Origin of the sequence: Phormidium tenue FACHB-1050 (genome assembly GCF_014696925.1) — a bacterium.
GTDB lineage: Bacteria > Cyanobacteriota > Cyanobacteriia > Pseudanabaenales > Pseudanabaenaceae > Pseudanabaena.
The window spans coordinates 22,419-37,321 of sequence record NZ_JACJQY010000034.1 but is presented as its reverse complement, the minus strand read 5'-3'; the positions used below and the strand labels follow the sequence as shown (position 1 = coordinate 37,321).

The 14,903-nt window shown below is 42.8% G+C and carries 21 protein-coding genes; 13 read left to right on the top strand and 8 right to left on the bottom strand.

Going from position 1 to position 14,903, the window contains the following annotated elements:
• Positions 1–15 precede the first annotated feature (15 nt).
• Positions 16–705, top strand: a complete 690-nt coding sequence (locus H6G05_RS18125; RefSeq protein ID WP_190580044.1) for a diacylglycerol/polyprenol kinase family protein — start codon at positions 16–18, stop codon at positions 703–705.
• Here H6G05_RS18125 and H6G05_RS18120 read toward each other — a convergent pair.
• The 7 genes from H6G05_RS18120 to H6G05_RS18090 form a co-directional block, all read right to left on the bottom strand.
• Entirely contained in the window at positions 694–888 is a 195-nt protein-coding gene (locus tag H6G05_RS18120) for a hypothetical protein (RefSeq protein ID WP_190580042.1), read from the bottom strand. The genes H6G05_RS18125 and H6G05_RS18120 overlap by 12 nt on opposite strands.
• Positions 889–933: 45 nt before the next feature.
• Positions 934–1,545 (bottom strand): cysteine peptidase family C39 domain-containing protein, encoded by a 612-nt coding sequence (locus tag H6G05_RS18115; protein ID WP_190580040.1) that lies wholly within the window; start codon positions 1,543–1,545, stop codon positions 934–936.
• A 175-nt stretch (positions 1,546–1,720) separates the two neighbouring features.
• The gene (gene nuoK, locus H6G05_RS18110; protein WP_009627748.1) at positions 1,721–2,026 is read right to left on the bottom strand and encodes an NADH-quinone oxidoreductase subunit NuoK; all 306 of its coding nucleotides are present in this window, start codon (positions 2,024–2,026) and stop codon (positions 1,721–1,723) included.
• A 133-nt stretch (positions 2,027–2,159) separates the two neighbouring features.
• Positions 2,160–2,759, bottom strand: a complete 600-nt coding sequence (locus H6G05_RS18105; RefSeq protein ID WP_322096396.1) for an NADH-quinone oxidoreductase subunit J — start codon at positions 2,757–2,759, stop codon at positions 2,160–2,162.
• 140 nt (positions 2,760–2,899) lie between these two features.
• Positions 2,900–3,487, bottom strand: a complete 588-nt coding sequence (gene ndhI / locus H6G05_RS18100) for an NAD(P)H-quinone oxidoreductase subunit I (RefSeq protein WP_190580093.1) — start codon at positions 3,485–3,487, stop codon at positions 2,900–2,902.
• An 81-nt stretch (positions 3,488–3,568) separates the two neighbouring features.
• Positions 3,569–4,687, bottom strand: coding sequence for an NADH-quinone oxidoreductase subunit NuoH (gene nuoH / locus H6G05_RS18095; protein WP_190580037.1), 1,119 nt, complete (start codon positions 4,685–4,687; stop codon positions 3,569–3,571).
• Positions 4,687–5,868, bottom strand: coding sequence for an NAD(P)H-quinone oxidoreductase subunit H (locus H6G05_RS18090; RefSeq protein ID WP_190580035.1), 1,182 nt, complete (start codon positions 5,866–5,868; stop codon positions 4,687–4,689). Before H6G05_RS18090 ends, nuoH begins: the two co-directional genes overlap by 1 nt.
• A gap of 408 nt (positions 5,869–6,276) precedes the next feature.
• Here H6G05_RS18090 and H6G05_RS18085 point away from each other — a divergent pair, with 408 nt between their 5' ends.
• The 12 genes from H6G05_RS18085 to H6G05_RS18035 all read left to right on the top strand — a co-directional run bounded on the left by H6G05_RS18085 (position 6,277) and on the right by H6G05_RS18035 (position 14,087).
• Positions 6,277–6,546 (top strand): DUF6972 family protein, encoded by a 270-nt coding sequence (locus H6G05_RS18085; protein ID WP_190580033.1) that lies wholly within the window; start codon positions 6,277–6,279, stop codon positions 6,544–6,546.
• Positions 6,547–6,669: 123 nt separating this feature from the next.
• Complete coding sequence (locus tag H6G05_RS26040) at positions 6,670–6,789, top strand: DUF6972 family protein (RefSeq protein ID WP_408962484.1); 120 nt, start codon at positions 6,670–6,672, stop codon at positions 6,787–6,789.
• On the top strand, positions 6,752–6,949 hold the full coding sequence (locus H6G05_RS18080; protein WP_190580031.1) for a hypothetical protein: 198 nt from the start codon (positions 6,752–6,754) through the stop codon (positions 6,947–6,949). Before H6G05_RS26040 ends, H6G05_RS18080 begins: the two co-directional genes overlap by 38 nt.
• Positions 6,950–7,451: 502 nt before the next feature.
• Complete coding sequence (locus H6G05_RS18075) at positions 7,452–8,624, top strand: DnaJ domain-containing protein (RefSeq protein ID WP_190580029.1); 1,173 nt, start codon at positions 7,452–7,454, stop codon at positions 8,622–8,624.
• 262 nt (positions 8,625–8,886) lie between these two features.
• A complete protein-coding gene (locus H6G05_RS18070) occupies positions 8,887–9,222 on the top strand; it encodes a cation:proton antiporter subunit C (protein ID WP_199310631.1) in 336 nt (111 codons plus the stop codon).
• On the top strand, positions 9,219–10,664 hold the full coding sequence (locus H6G05_RS18065) for a cation:proton antiporter (RefSeq protein ID WP_190580025.1): 1,446 nt from the start codon (positions 9,219–9,221) through the stop codon (positions 10,662–10,664). The genes H6G05_RS18070 and H6G05_RS18065 overlap by 4 nt, the downstream gene beginning before the upstream one ends.
• Positions 10,661–11,053: a Na+/H+ antiporter subunit E gene (locus H6G05_RS18060; protein WP_190580023.1), complete on the top strand. Its 393-nt coding sequence runs from the start codon at positions 10,661–10,663 to the stop codon at positions 11,051–11,053. The genes H6G05_RS18065 and H6G05_RS18060 overlap by 4 nt, the downstream gene beginning before the upstream one ends.
• Positions 11,050–11,334, top strand: coding sequence for a hypothetical protein (locus H6G05_RS18055; protein WP_190580021.1), 285 nt, complete (start codon positions 11,050–11,052; stop codon positions 11,332–11,334). The genes H6G05_RS18060 and H6G05_RS18055 overlap by 4 nt, the downstream gene beginning before the upstream one ends.
• Before the next feature lie 2 nt (positions 11,335–11,336).
• A complete protein-coding gene (locus H6G05_RS18050; protein ID WP_322096395.1) occupies positions 11,337–11,624 on the top strand; it encodes a monovalent cation/H(+) antiporter subunit G in 288 nt (95 codons plus the stop codon).
• Positions 11,625–11,879: 255 nt separating this feature from the next.
• A complete protein-coding gene (locus H6G05_RS18045; RefSeq protein ID WP_408962483.1) occupies positions 11,880–12,533 on the top strand; it encodes a hydrogenase subunit MbhD domain-containing protein in 654 nt (217 codons plus the stop codon).
• 207 nt (positions 12,534–12,740) lie between these two features.
• Complete coding sequence (locus tag H6G05_RS18040; RefSeq protein ID WP_190580017.1) at positions 12,741–13,400, top strand: Na(+)/H(+) antiporter subunit B; 660 nt, start codon at positions 12,741–12,743, stop codon at positions 13,398–13,400.
• A 276-nt stretch (positions 13,401–13,676) separates the two neighbouring features.
• Positions 13,677–14,087, top strand: a complete 411-nt coding sequence (locus H6G05_RS18035) for a hypothetical protein (protein ID WP_190580015.1) — start codon at positions 13,677–13,679, stop codon at positions 14,085–14,087.
• A 36-nt stretch (positions 14,088–14,123) separates the two neighbouring features.
• Here H6G05_RS18035 and H6G05_RS18030 read toward each other — a convergent pair whose 3' ends face one another.
• Positions 14,124–14,891, bottom strand: a complete 768-nt coding sequence (locus H6G05_RS18030) for an amino acid ABC transporter ATP-binding protein (protein WP_322096394.1) — start codon at positions 14,889–14,891, stop codon at positions 14,124–14,126.
• Positions 14,892–14,903: the final 12 nt, after the last annotated feature.

The following is a 14,903-nucleotide window of genomic DNA, read 5'->3' as shown; positions in this document are numbered from 1 at the left end:
TCTAAAGCTTGCCCTATGCCCATAACTAGTGATATCTCTCCGATCGCCACCCTAACGCTTCAAATTATTGCAGTGGCTATTTGGCTTGGATTTGTATTTCTAACTTCAGCAATCCTACGTCGCTTCAAACAAGATCCCGAACTCGTGCGTAAGGTTGTACATATTGGCACTGGTAATGTCTTGCTGATTGCTTGGTGGTTGCAGATCCCGACGTGGCTATGTGTGACCGCAGGCGTAACTTTTACCGCGATCGCCTTAGCCTCGCACTATACAAATATTTTGCCAATGATCCATGATGTGGGTCGCAAAACCTACGGGGTGTTTTACTATGCGCTCAGCATCACGATTTTAGTTGCTCTTTTTTGGGATCAGCATCCCCAATATGCGGTTATTGGTGTGATGGTGATGTCTTGGGGGGATGGCATGGCTGCCCTAATTGGCAAACGCTTTGGTCAGCATACCTTTGTGCATCTCGGAAATAAACGCAGTTTTGAAGGCTCCTTTGCCATGTTTGCCACCAGCTTGATCGTGATGCTTGGTATTTTTGGAATTACCCACGGTATTCAGCCCCGTGACCTTGGAGTTGCCATACCTGTAGCCGCGATCGCCGCCTTACTTGAAGCCTATTCTCCAGGGGGAACTGATAATCTATCAGTTCCTTTATCTAGTGCAGCTTTAAGCTATGTACTCCAATCATTTCTGTGACGCAGTGACAAAGATCGCATCTTCGAGCCAATAGTCTTTCATCTCATCGAATCTTTTCTCTTGGATTCCAGATAAAGGATTTGCTACAGTTATTTTTTCCTTTAGAGGGTCAATCGCTAATAAAGCGATCGCATGTTGGATTCTTGTCCCTGATACTGGCTCCATCACATGCAAAACTGCCATTTGTCTGCGCTTCACCAAATCTGAGATCGTGAGATTGCGTTCATACTAAGGAGCAAGTCCTAATTGCTCCATTGCTTGTATTTCTGAGAGAATATTTGTCCCTTGCCGACTCGTGCCTGCGAGCTTAACGACATCCAACTCTGTAGTCTGTGCTAATGGATTGACCCGCCGTGAAAGTGTAGCAATGGTGGCGGCGGCACAACTGTAGGGCGTTGTCTGCAAGACGACTCCTTTGAGGATTCGAGGAGATTCAAGTAAATCTGTTATCGGCAAATTTTGATAAAACAACAAAAAAACTGATGAAATGCTAATGAGTAGAAAAAGAATTAGTTGCTGTAGGCATTGCCAATCTTTCCAAGCAGATATTTCTAATAAAAGCATCAGCCCTATACAAAAGCTACAAATGAGCAAAACACCTTGCCATGCGTAAGCTCCTACATAAAGTAAAATCCAAGCAGGAACCCAAGGACTATTTTTGCCAGAATTCATCAGGATGATGATCAATATAATGATTCCGAATGTGATGGAACCAATCCAGTAAACTTGCTTTTGATAATGGCGTAATGCATTGTCAGCAGTTAGCCCTTTTTGAGCAAAATATCTGCCAAAGTATGAACCGATCAAGAAAAACATACAAATTGCGATCGCTAGAAACATCAGTTCATTGGTTTTATGATTTCCAAAATGTTTTATCTATACGGCGCTTTGCGCTGGTTTAAAAACTAGAAAGATTTTTGAAAGCGTCGCAAAGCAACGCTTTCAAAAATCTTTCTGTACTACTCAAAGCCTCAATAGGCTGTAGGAGCTACCCTAAATATAAATTCTAGAGAACTTACCAACGGAGCAAGTTAAATTGCTCCATGTCCACTGTGTCACGACTCCTATAAATCGATAGCACGATCGCCAGACCAACGGCGGCTTCGGCAGCAGCGATCGAGATGACAAAAATGGTAAATACTTGACCACGAATACTCGCTGAATCCAAGAAGTTAGAAAAAGCCATCAGATTCAAATTAACGGCATTTAACATTAGCTCCACGGACATTAATACGCGCACAGCATTACGACTGGTAATTAATCCATAGATGCCAATACAAAAGAGCGCAGCAGCAATAATCAAAAAAGGTTCTAAAGACATATCTGTTTACTATTAATTGAAATTTACAGCGCTTTGCGCTTTCTTAAAACCTGCGAAATTTTTTAAAAGGCTAGCTTAGCCAGCTTTTAAAAAATTTCTTGTATACGAATCCTCAAAAGACTTTGTTACTTATTTATTTAGAAGCAACAAGTTGCTCTTTGGGCTTTTCTAATAACTCCAGTGAGTCTTCATCAACTTGCCCAACCTTCACAGCGTCAGGGACAAGCTCACGACGAGCCAATACGATCGCCCCAATCAGAGCCACCAACAGCAAAACTGATGCTAATTCAAAGGGCAGTAAGTAGTCGCTGAAGAAGTGCTGACCAATCACCACCATTGTCGAAGGCAACTTAGCGATCGTCGCAGTAACAGCCCAGTCTGTCGAAATGACAGTGGCTCCTAACAATCCAAATAAACCTAAACAAACAACACCAGTAACAACACTGCGTAAAGCTCCATATTTGACATCTTGGTAGTCTTGACGCTTGTTGACCAACATGATCGCAAACAGGATCAAAATATTGACAGCTCCAACATAAATTAGGACTTGAGCCGCCGCCACAAAATCAGCATTGAGTAGCAAATACAAACCCGCCACACTGATAAAAGACGCGCCGAGCAGAAAAGCCGCATAGACGACATTTTGTAACAGCACCACACCCATTGCCGAAGCCGTCAGCATTGCAGCTAAAACGACCAAAGATACGGTTTGTGAACCATCACCTAGACCGATATTACTCATTAAAATCTCCTTCAGTAATCTTGTCTGTTATACCAATTTCCGAAATTGTGGCTACACTTTTGGAAATTAAAAGCCAAACCCAGCAAGGGTTTTAAAAACACAAAATGGCATAGCCATTTTGTGTTTTGGTATTATTTGTTCTCAGAAGTAGCTTCGGCAATTTCTTCAGGACGTAGCCCCGCACGCTTAGCTGTGTGAGGTGTTTCATGCCCCTCCATTACACCCTTCGGCAAATAGCCAAGCTCACGAATTGGCGTGACCAAAGGATCTTCAGTAACTTTGGTAGGCATCCGTCCGAGAGCGACGCTATCAAAGTTTAATTCATGGCGATCGAAGGTTGACAGGTCGTATTCCTCAGTCATAGACAAGGCATTAGTGGGGCAGTATTCTACACAGTTACCACAAAAAATACATACGCCAAAGTCAATGCTGTAACTCTTCAGTTCCTTTTTCTTCATTTCTGTGTTGAATGTCCAGTCAACTACAGGCAAGTTAATCGGACATACCCGCACACAGACTTCACAGGAAATACACTTATCAAATTCAAAGTGAATGCGTCCACGAAAACGTTCAGAAGGGATCAGCTTTTCGTAAGGGTACTGCACCGTAATCGGACGACGACGCATATGGTCAAAGGTTACCGACATGCCTTGTCCGATATACTTAGCTGCCTGTACAGCTTCTTTGGTGTATTCACCAACTTTATTAAGAAATTTCAGCATTTTGGTAATAGGGGTTTAAGTTTCTGCTTTAAATTCAAAAATCTTGTTCCCCTCTCCCAGAGGGAGAGGGGTGAGGGCTTATCCGCCAAAAGCAAAGGGGAAAGCCAACTTCAAAGCGGCGGTAATCAACAAATTAGCAAGTCCAATTGGTAATAAAAATTTCCAGCCTAGATCGAGCAGTTGGTCGATCCGAACACGGGGAACTGTCCAACGTAAGAGGATCGCAAAGAAAATAAAGGCATAGGTTTTGACTAGGGTTGCCGTTAGTCCAATGAAAGCAGCAATAACTTGCCACCAAGCTGTATTTGCTTCAATACCAATAGCTTCGCTAACTTTGTCGATGGGGAATGGTAACTCCCAGCCGCCGAGATACAAAATGGAGGCAAGTAGACCAGCTAGCAAGAGGTTAGCGTAGGAACCACCATAGAAAAAGGCAAACCTAATCCCTGAATATTCAGTTTGATAACCAGCAACAAGTTCTTCTTCTGCTTCTGGCAAGTCAAAGGGTAAGCGTTCGCATTCAGCAAGAGCCGCGATGATAAAAATTACAAAACCAATCGGTTGTCGCCAAATATTCCAAGAGAGGATGCCATATTCAGCTTGTTGATTGACAATATCAATGGTGCTAAGTCCATTGGTCATTAGGGCTACAGCAAGCACTGCCAAAGCTAGAGGAATTTCGTAGCTAATTGACTGTGCAGCGGCACGTAAACCACCTAAGAGCGAGTATTTATTGTTAGAAGAGTAACCTGCCATCAGTAAGCCGATGGGAGCAATACTGGAAATAGCAATGATAAAAAATACACCCGTACCAATATCAGAAATGATCAGGTTTTGACCGAAGGGGATAACTAGATAGCACAGGAAGACAGAGGTAAATACCAACGCAGGTCCAATCGTGTAGAGCAATGGATCGGCTTTGGCAGGAATCGTACCTTGCTTGATCAAGAGTTTGCCAACATCGGCAAGGGGAATCAGTAAACCAAAGGGCCCTGCATATTCAGGACCAATCCGTTGTTGAGCCGCAGCAGAAATTTTCCGCTCTAACCATGTGCAGACCAGTGCGCCCACGGTTACGCCTAAAACCATTACTGCCATGGGCAATAACATCCAAATTACTTTAGCGACATCGGCGGGTAAGCCCAGCCCTGTCAGGATTTCAATTAAAGATCTTTGTAAATCAATTCCACCGTACATTAGCGATCGACCTCACCCATAATAATGTCCACACTTCCTAAAATTGCCATGATGTCTGCGAGCTTCATACCCCGCACTAGGTCTGGCAAGATCTGTAAATTAATAAATCCTGGTGGACGAATCTTAAAACGCCAAGGGAAGACACTATCTTCACCAATGATATAGACACCCAGTTCACCCTTTGGTGCTTCGACACGAACATAATGTTCGCCTGAAGCAACTTTGAAGGTAGGGGATGGTTTTTTGCTAATAAACTGATAGTCCATAGAGTTCCATTCGCTCTTAGGACCAGCAAGCACTCTTTGCGCTTCGAGGTTTTCGTAGGAGCCACCAGGAATTTGCTTGAGGGCTTGCAGGATCATTTTGGTGGATTCGCGCATTTCACGGACGCGCACCAAGTAACGGGCTAAACAGTCGCCGCCATTGTCCCACTGTACATCCCAGTCAAGCTCGTCGTAGAGTTCATAGTGATCGACTTTACGCAGATCGAGTTTTACTCCTGAACCACGCAACATTGGACCTGATAAACCCCAGTTAATTGCCTCATCGCGGGTAATTGTGCCAAGTCCTTCAATCCGTTTACGGAAGATCGGGTTATTGGTGATTAATTTTTCGTATTCGTCAATGACGGGAGTGAAGTAGTTGCAAAAGTCTTCACATTTCTCGATCCAGCCATAGGGTAGGTCGGCGGCAACTCCCCCGATGCGGAAATAGTTGTGCATCATCCGCATCCCTGTTGCAGCCTCGAACAGGTCATAGATCATTTCCCGTTCGCGGAAGACGTAGAAAAATGGTGTTTGTGCACCGATGTCTGCGACGAATGTGCCAAGCCACAGCAAGTGAGAGGCGATGCGGCTAAGTTCTAGCATAATCATGCGGATGTAACTGGCGCGACGAGGCACTGGTACATTAGCTAGTTTTTCGGGTGCATTAACGGTGATTGCCTCGGTGAACATGGTTGCGAGGTAATCCCATCGGGTCACGTAGGGCAAATATTGGATAATCGTGCGATTTTCGGCGATTTTTTCCATTGAGCGATGTAAGTAGCCTAAAACAGGCTCACAATCAACTACATTTTCGCCGTCTAGCGTGACGATAAGTCTGAGAACGCCGTGCATGGATGGGTGGTGAGGTCCCATATTTATGACCATGCGTTCGGCTTTGGTTTCAATCATCACCATGATTTGCGATCGCCTCTTTACTCTGTAAACTGTTGCTCTGGTTAAGTAGTGCTAGTTTTTGCTAGTTATTTAGGATCTGTTGTGCTAAGCGCGACAAATCCCAAATCTTTGTTATTTTAAGTCACTGTTTGAGCTATTGCTTTAGCAAATGACTCTATTAGTTATGTTGTTTAAGTAGATATACCTTGATGGTTATCAGTATATCGCCATGTTGAGGCGGGAATATGTGTTAAAAAGTAGTAAGTCTATGATTTTCGCCATAATTTATCTTGTCAATTACATAGATAAAAATCTATGCTTAAACAAAAAACTATTACTTAACAATTGTAGTAAATCCATATAAAACTTGAGGCTTTTACTGAGAGATAAATTACGTTGACAGTAAAGCACTTTAGTTACTCAATATTCATGGCAGGAATCAAACGACGTATTACTCCCGCCCCTAGATCAAGTTTGATTGATAAACATTTGCCGAATACGCTTCAAGTTCAACGATTGCTGAGGAGGGAAGGCAGAGCAAATATTTTTAGCGATCGCGAAACTCTAGAAAAAGTTATACAGCCTATCATCTTAGGTGGAGAACGCACTGGCATCGATAATGAAGAAGATGACTATGAAAGGTATGGGTTGTATTTTGCCGAGACAATTGGTTACATAATTAACGTGAGTTCGGGATAAGCTACATAATTTTAAAAGCCAAAACAGTAAAAGCCTCGCTTCGCGAGGCTTTTACTGTTTTGGCTCCTAGAAACGGTTCGCGGTGCGAACCATTTCTAGGAGCCAATTTGAAATTAACCCGAACTGAGGTTAATTAGAGTAGATGGTAGCCAAACGCCTATTTATTACGGTGAGATCAAAGTCCTAAAAGCCACAGGTGAGTATCATGCCATCCCTCGTACCAGCCCTCGAAAAACAGGCTAAAACTTGGCAATTTATCGAACTTTGGGTTGATCCCATCCCTTTCCCACCTAAAATTTTGATGCTTGTCGGCGATCATGATGGTAGATGTAATATTTTTAATCCTGCATCAGATTACAGACTAGTAGTTTCTCATTCAAACTATCAAGCAGCCCAAGATTGATTTCTTGAAGATGATTATGAACGTGTCAAGGGTAAGCTTTTGGCTGAAGAAATTATGTGAGGCTAGGCGATCGCCTATCTGTTGATTTTTTATAAAGTGTATTTCCTTAAATATAGATCTTAACTACTAATCCCAAAACACAAAATGGCTACGCCATTTTGTGTTTTGGGATTAGTAGTTAAGAAAACCCGTAAAGTTTTGCCCCGCAGGGGCAAAACTTTACGGGTTTTGCTTTGTAATTAATTATGCATAAGTAATTCCCTGTAGTGAAATTAGGGCGACTGCGACAGATCAGTATTAAGACAATTGCTCTATATTTTTTTGGGCTTGATATTGGTATAAATGTCTTTGATTAAGTAGATAGCCATAAAATATTGAATCCGCAATCCTTGAACACAAGAACAAAAAGCATTAAAGACTTGGGTTTTGATTTTATCCATATCGAGCTACTTAAGATTCAGAATCGCTACCATTATTTAAATCATGGGCAAAGCAAGAAAACATGAATCAGCCCAAGCAGACTAAGCTTCAGTTTATTCGCTTTGATCGAGGTATTAGTCAGTACAATCACGACTACTACGCTGCTTTGGGTTTACCAATCATTAGCAATTCTACTTACATTCGCAATGTGTATTTGCGGATTGCCCGCATCTTGCATCCTGATGTATATGGCTTTTCGGCAGAAGAAAAAGAAATTGCCACCCAATATCTCGCAAAACTAGTCAACCCAGCCTATAACGGGCTAATGAGAGACCAAGATCGCACAGCCTATCAAGGGATATTTAAGTTGCTTTCCAAACGTTTAATGCAAAGATCTCGGAATATCCAGATTCATTCGGAGAGTGCCTGTGAGTTAGTCATGAATCCTAGTGATGAGGTTTACGAGCGCTTAGTTACAGAAATCGCCAAAGTACAATACCAATCACTCACCCAAATTCTGGAGCATACGGCAGAAATCAGTGAGTTAAATCTGGTTTACATCCTTTATAAAGAGGGTTATCGACATGGGGCAGTTAATATGCCACCAGTACTTGCGCCAAAGTTGACACCCAAAAGCACCAAAGCGCTTACCACAAACTTTCTTCCACCACCCTCCAAACCTAGCTATACCTATAACCTCCAGTATGCCACCGATCAACAGGCTAGTAATCTGCCAGCCAACCCTGATGAGACAATCATTCAGCCGAGAGTAACAGACTACGATTTCCAGAATGCTAGTCATCTACGAGCTAAATCTGATGAGACAATCCTTCAGACTGGCTTTGCGAGCAATGACATGCAGATGATTAACAATCGCATCAAGGTATGTGAAATCTATATATTGCAGAATAATTGGAAAGCGGCTCTCCAAGACCTGCGAGACATCTTGAGAACCGATGAAAACAATAGCAAATGTCTTGCTTTGTTAGGTGTGGTTTACACCAATATGAATCAACCCCAAATGGCAAAAGCGAGCTTCAAGCGATCGCTTTATCTCAATCCTCAAGAAGCTCTAGCTCTCAAGCATCTTCTAGAATTAACCGACTCCAATGCTGACCAAAATCACGCAAAAAATGCAAACAGTAGTAAAGGCGATCGCAAAATAATTTCCTCAGCTATTAAGAAAACCCCTCTACCCCAAGAACAAGGCTGGCTAGCCCATTTACTCAAATGGGCTTTCTCCCGACGCTCATAATACCAATTCACGAAAGTGTGGCAACACTTTCATGAATTATAGCTACCGTCGATTGTGTTAGGACAAAAGCAAAACCCAAGAAGAGAATGGCGGCGCTTCGCGCCGCCATTCTTTTCTTGGGTTTTTTGATTTGGAACCTACCTATCTTTTGCATTGCTACCCATAGAGAATTTTCTGGGTTAGCTGGCGGGATAAACGTGTCATGAAAGCATAAAGTAAATTTTAGTAGTGATGCTATCAGCACCAATTGATGTCAATTAATTTGTTAGAAGCCTTTGTGCTTGCGTCGATACTTTGTGGTTTTTTAGGGATTATTCTCAAGAAAAATCTAATCATGAAAATCCTTTCGATGGATGTGATGAGTTCGGGTGTAATCGCTTATTTTGTGGTGATTGCGTCCCGTAGAGGCGTATTCACACCGATTCTTGGCAATACGCCAAGAACTGATTATGCTGACCCAGTACCACAGGCGGTAATCCTGACGGCGATCGTGATTGGCTTTTCAATTCAGGCGTTGATGTTAGTCGGAACAATCAAACTAGCGCGGAATAATCCTACCTTAGAAATTAATGAGATCGAGAAGGGCGACCTATCATGACCGTCTTAACTTTGATCTGGATTGTCTTGCCATTTTTGGTGGGATTCATTATTTATCTGCTCCCAAAGGGCGATCGCTATTTGGCGTTAATGGGGGCAGTTGCCTCAGCGTTGTATGTAATTCCGTTGTTTGTTCAACAAACGCCGATCAACCTACAACTGCTCGATAACTTTGGTGTGACCTTGGTTCTTGATCCCTTGGCAGGATTTTTTATCTTGACCAATGCTCTGGTCACGGCGGCTGTGATTATTTACTGCTGGAATAGCGATCGCAGTGCCTTTTTTTATGCTCAAGTCATATTGCTGCATGGCAGTATCAATGCGGCTTTTGCCTGCTCCGACTTCATCAGTTTATATGTGGCTCTAGAAGTAATTAGCATTGCCAGCTTTTTATTGATTGCCTATCCCCGTAGCGATCGCTCCATTTGGATTGGTTTGCGCTATTTATTTGTCAGCAATGTTGCCATGTTGTTTTATTTAATTGGCGCAGTGTTGGTATATAAAGCCACCCATTCCTTTACTTTTAGCGGACTGCGAGTCTCACCTCCCGAAGCGATCGCCTTGATCTTTTTAGGGCTGTTAGCCAAGGGCGGCATCTTTGTATCAGGACTATGGCTGCCATTGACCCATGCCGAATCTGAGTCGCCTGTCTCGGCGCTAATGTCGGGTGTGGTGGTCAAAGCAGGCGTTTTGCCATTAGTGCGTTGTGCATTATTGATCGAAGAACTTGACCCAATCGTACGTATATTTGGGGTTGTAACCGCCCTACTTGGCGTTTTTTTTGCTGTGTTTGAGAAAGATGCCAAACGGATGTTAGCCTTTCATACCATTTCGCAGTTAGGTTTTATCCTCGCAGCTCCAGAGGTTGGCGGCTTCTATGCGCTTACCCATGGCTTAGTCAAATCGTCTCTGTTTCTAATCGTGGGAAATTTACCTAGCCGCAACCTGAAGGAATTGCAGCACCAGCCTATTCCTAATCAACTCTGGATACCTTTGGTGATTGCTAGCTTTTCCATTTCTGGGTTTCCCTTACTATCTGGATTTGGGGCAAAAGTATTAACCATGGAAAATCTCCAGCCTTGGCAGGTGATCGGCATGAACATTGCGGCTTTAGGCACTGCGATCTCCTTTGCTAAGTTCATTTTCTTACCCCACAATCATCAAGATCCATCAGTGCTTAAAGCGCCTTTGCGGGCTGAGTTTTGGGTAGCGATCGCCATTTTATTGGGCGGCTTGTTTGTGGCAAATGTCGTTTACTATGAAGCCTATACTCTGGAAAATTCCGTCAAACCTTTGGCAACAATCGCGATCGGTTGGATAGCATATTGGCTAATTTTTAAACACGCTACGGTCAAATTTTCCAAGTTATTTGAGGATTTTGAGAATCTGATTGGTGTTATGAGCCTGACGTTAATTCTACTGTTCTGGATGGTGATGGCATGATTGGACAATTTATTTTGCGAATTGTGATCTGGTTTTTGCTAACCGCCAATTTCAGTATTACAAATATCATCATTGGCGTGAGTATTTGCCTGCTAATACCCTATTACCGATCGGAAAACGTGCGCTTTAAAGATGTTCTACAAGGCATCGGCAGAATTATTAAGGCAGTTCCGCAAACCTATATCGAATCATTCGAGATGATCTGGCAACCTCATAACCACGAAGAAGTATTGATGGAAAAAGCCAAGTATCAGCGATCGGCGGCATTAGTTTTCTTGGACATTTTCCTAATTACATTTACTCCCAAAACCATTGTGCTTAGACATCACGAAGAAGGTTGGTATGTGGTGCATCATGTGATCAAACGCCAAAAGAGGTCAAACCCATGAACATTGATTTATCAACTAAGGCTGTTTTGAATTTTGCTGTTAGCGCGATGGTAGTCTCCATGCTAATTCCGCTATATCAGGCTTGGAAACACAACGACAATATCTGGGAAATTATGCTCGCCTTTTCCAGTATTGCTGCCAAATCCGCAGTGATGATTTTGGCGATCGCGATCTTGCGAGATGATTGGATGATTGGCGTAGCTGGTGTAATTATCTTGAGTGTCGGCAACGCTGGCTTTATGCTCCTAGCCCATATCATTAGACGCGCAGGAGAAGTATAACCGTGGCAATCTTCATAAATATTCTCAGCTACATCTGTATTTTCGGTGGATTAGTGTTCTGGTTTTGGGGAACTGTGGCTCTACTGACAAAGCGATCGGTTCTTTTTAAGCTCCATAGTCTATCGGTATCCGACACCATCGGCTCGATCTCGATCGTGTTCGGCTTGATATTACTCCGTCCTAGGGAGTTACCATTACTGATTCTTGCGGTTATTTCCTTGGCTTTATGGAATACGATGCTGTGCTACGTGATGGCTTACTGCTCTAGCAGTACAAGAAGTAATAAATAGCGATTGATTATCTAGATCCTCCCCAGCCCCCCTTACGAAAGGGGGGAGAATCAATTAAATTATCTTCTTCCCCTTTTTTAAGGGGGATTGAGGAGGATCTCTTAGAGTCTCTGAGCGTAGAAAGTAATTCTTAAATGGTTTCTTAAAAATTCAATAAGCAAGTATAAGCAAATAAAAGAGGTAAAGAGGTAAATGAACAGTAATTATGATGGTTATGTCTATGCGATCGCCGTACTGTTACCCATATCAGCAGGAATGTTGGTTTCTCAAAGTAATCCCTACAATGCCCTAGTCATACGCGGCATTTTGGGGACATTATCGGCATTGGTCTATACGATCTTGGGAGCGGCGGATGTGGCGCTGACTGAGGCGCTAGTGGGTGCTTTTTTAGCGACAATGCTCTACGCAGTTGCCGTGCGCTCTTCTTTAGTTTTGCGCCTAGGTGTAGTTGAATCAATTGCGATCGCCCACAATTTAGAAGAAGAAGCACTAAATAAGTTTAATCTTCCCTTTGAACAGCTAAATCAACAGTTAAACCAGCTAAACCAGCAAATGGATCAACAATTGGATCAATCTGAGCAGAATCGCGATCCAGTTCCTAGCTCTGATTTAAAAAAACTGATCGATGTTCTCAAAAGTACTTTCAGTAAGCACTATATGCGGGTTGAGCTAGTTCCCTATCAAAGCGAAGCAGAACTAGAACAAGCACTAACTGATAAAATCGTCCATGCAACCTTACACAATTCAGAACATCAAGATGCTGCGGAATATCAAGAAGGTGTGCAATCCAACTTTTACCAAATCAAAATCCGTCTGCATCGTCTCTATGAGATCATGCTAACAAATCCAGTTTTAGCAAACGTTCAGTTGCTTTATACCAATGCAGCAAATGGCGTTGCCATTTCCTAGATGGCTTTGCACTATGCAGGAAAAAAGAACCAATTTTTGGTGGCGAGGCTTCGCCGCGCCACCAAAAATTGGGTTCTTGATTAAATCGCAGAACCCTTTGCACTCAAGTCAAACAAATTTTTAAATAAACTTTTATAAGCCTTGCCAAGCAGCACCTTTAAAAATTTATTTGTGATTCAACCATAAAAAACACCTTTGAAATAGATTATGAAATGGATTTATATAGTTGCTGGCATTGCTTTTGTTGTGAAAATGCTATTTTTGCCAAACCCTGCCCCTAGTTTGCCTTTCTCGATTGTCGAGGCGATCGCCCAAGACAGTGGGGTTAGTAATGTGGTATCAGGCATCATTTTTCGCAATCGCCTCTATGACACCATTTTTGAAGTAATCGTCTTCACAATCGCAATCATGGGCGCTAATTTCTTGCTTGCCAATGAGAAACCATTTACGCGAATTTACCAATTTACCGATCAAACTTCAATTGTCCTTGCTCAGTTGGGCGCAACTGTTGCTGCTTTAGTAGCGATCGAGTTGGCAATTCGTGGACATCTCACCCCAGGGGGAGGATTTGCGGCAGGTGTGGCTGGCGGAACTGCGATCGGTTTGATTGCGATAACTTCTCCTCCAGAGCGACTGCAAAAGCTCTATAAACGCTGGCACGCCGCAACTTGGGAAAAGATATCAGTACTGATTTTTATTGTTTTATCGGTGATCACCCTATCAGGGATAGAATTGCCCCATGGTCAGTTAGGAGAACTAATTAGTGGCGGCATCATCCCGATTCTGAATATTCTAGTTGCGATTAAGGTGGCGCTAGGGTCGTGGGCAGTCGTATTAGCTTTTATCCGCTATCGCGGTTTATTGTAGGAATATTAGCGAAAAGCACCGCCATTCATTTACAAGAAAATTTTTGAAAGCTCTGCAATGCAAAGTTTTCAAAAATTTTCTTAGGTTAGATTTAATTGCAAAGCGTTGTAATATAGCTGTCGCCATTCTTGTTAGGACATAAAAGCCAAATAGTGTGAGGCGGCGCGAAGCGCCGCCTCACACTATTTGGCTTTTGATTTGTCCTGATACAGGTGGCTATAGCTATAAAAGGGATGACAGCGTTATGATGGTAATTACGATTTATGGTTGTGATCTATGCAGAACATATTTGCAGGGTTTCTCTTTTCCATAGGATTTATCTTTCTGACTGTAACCGTCTCATCGCTAGCCATCAAAAATCCTACTCCTGAAGATCGTAGTGCGGCGGCTGGAGGAATTATGATTGGTGTTCCTGCCATAGCGGCTGGAACTTGGCTCGTCTGGAAAGAGAAAAAGAAACAAAAACAGGATGATTTGATCGAAGTACGTCAGCGTCAACTTGAATTTAACTTTTTAACAACTTTGCAAGCTAACAATGGCATTATTACGCCGATTAGTTTTGCGATCGCTAATCAGCTATCTCTAGAAGAGTCAAAGCAATATTTAGACAAAAAAGCCACCGAATTGAATGCCGATTTTGAAGTTACAGAAGATGGCGGAGTTAGCTACAAGTTTTATCTCTCTTAAACCCTATACAGTGCTTTTTTTAATCTGAGCCGATCGCTATAAAATTTGAGATAGAAACTTCTTCGTGCGTTCTTCTTTAGGATTTAGGAAGAACTCTTCAGGATCTGCCTCCTCAACGATTATACCGCCATCCATAAACACAATGCGATCGGCGACTTCACGCGCAAAGCCAACCTCATGCGTCACTACCACCATCGTCATTCCTGAATCCGCTAGCGATCGCATAACATCTAATACTTCACGCACCATCTCAGGATCAAGCGATGAAGTCGGCTCATCAAAGAGCATCACTTTCGGTTGCATCGCTAAAGCTCTAGCGATCGCTACCCGTTGTTGCTGACCACCAGATAGCTGTAATGGATACTTATGCGCCTGTTGAGAAATACCGACCCGTTCTAATAACTGTGTCGCAACTTCTGAAGCCTTAGCCTTTGACCATTTGCGAACCCATGACGGTGCGAGGGTAATATTTTGGAAAACCGTGAGATGAGGGAAAAGATTGAATTGCTGAAATACCATACCCACTTCGCGACGGATCGCATCGATATTCCGATGATTTTCGGGTGAAAGCTCAAACCCATCAATGACAATTTTGCCCTTTTGATATTCCTCTAAAGCATTGAAAGTTCTAGCGAAAGTCGATTTTCCTGAACCAGATGGTCCCATAATTACCACTACTTCACCACGGTTTACGGTCAAGCTGACACCTTTAAGCACATGAAAGCTGCCATACCACTTATGCACGTCTTGGGCAACAATCATCGGCTCAGTCATAGATGGATTTGAGGCTATTTGTTCTTGCATGATGATTGAGTA

What these genes read in the sequence shown, in the direction of transcription:
- H6G05_RS18115 (WP_190580040.1), bottom strand. Translation starts at nt 1,545, where the DNA reads ATGTTTCTAGCGATCGCAATTTGTATGTTTTTCTTGATCGGTTCATAC.
- nuoH (WP_190580037.1), bottom strand. Translation starts at nt 4,687, where the DNA reads ATGTACGGTGGAATTGATTTACAAAGATCTTTAATTGAAATCCTGACA.
- H6G05_RS18080 (WP_190580031.1), top strand. Translation starts at nt 6,752, where the DNA reads ATGCCATCCCTCGTACCAGCCCTCGAAAAACAGGCTAAAACTTGGCAA.
- H6G05_RS18120 (WP_190580042.1), bottom strand. Translation starts at nt 888, where the DNA reads ATGGCAGTTTTGCATGTGATGGAGCCAGTATCAGGGACAAGAATCCAA.
- H6G05_RS18055 (WP_190580021.1), top strand. Translation starts at nt 11,050, where the DNA reads ATGAACATTGATTTATCAACTAAGGCTGTTTTGAATTTTGCTGTTAGC.
- H6G05_RS18035 (WP_190580015.1), top strand. Translation starts at nt 13,677, where the DNA reads ATGCAGAACATATTTGCAGGGTTTCTCTTTTCCATAGGATTTATCTTT.
- H6G05_RS18075 (WP_190580029.1), top strand. Translation starts at nt 7,452, where the DNA reads ATGAATCAGCCCAAGCAGACTAAGCTTCAGTTTATTCGCTTTGATCGA.
- H6G05_RS18045 (WP_408962483.1), top strand. Translation starts at nt 11,880, where the DNA reads ATGTTGGTTTCTCAAAGTAATCCCTACAATGCCCTAGTCATACGCGGC.
- H6G05_RS18125 (WP_190580044.1), top strand. Translation starts at nt 16, where the DNA reads ATGCCCATAACTAGTGATATCTCTCCGATCGCCACCCTAACGCTTCAA.
- H6G05_RS18060 (WP_190580023.1), top strand. Translation starts at nt 10,661, where the DNA reads ATGATTGGACAATTTATTTTGCGAATTGTGATCTGGTTTTTGCTAACC.
- nuoK (WP_009627748.1), bottom strand. Translation starts at nt 2,026, where the DNA reads ATGTCTTTAGAACCTTTTTTGATTATTGCTGCTGCGCTCTTTTGTATT.
- H6G05_RS18030 (WP_322096394.1), bottom strand. Translation starts at nt 14,891, where the DNA reads ATGCAAGAACAAATAGCCTCAAATCCATCTATGACTGAGCCGATGATT.
- H6G05_RS18085 (WP_190580033.1), top strand. Translation starts at nt 6,277, where the DNA reads ATGGCAGGAATCAAACGACGTATTACTCCCGCCCCTAGATCAAGTTTG.
- H6G05_RS18090 (WP_190580035.1), bottom strand. Translation starts at nt 5,868, where the DNA reads ATGGTGATGATTGAAACCAAAGCCGAACGCATGGTCATAAATATGGGA.
- H6G05_RS18065 (WP_190580025.1), top strand. Translation starts at nt 9,219, where the DNA reads ATGACCGTCTTAACTTTGATCTGGATTGTCTTGCCATTTTTGGTGGGA.
- H6G05_RS18040 (WP_190580017.1), top strand. Translation starts at nt 12,741, where the DNA reads ATGAAATGGATTTATATAGTTGCTGGCATTGCTTTTGTTGTGAAAATG.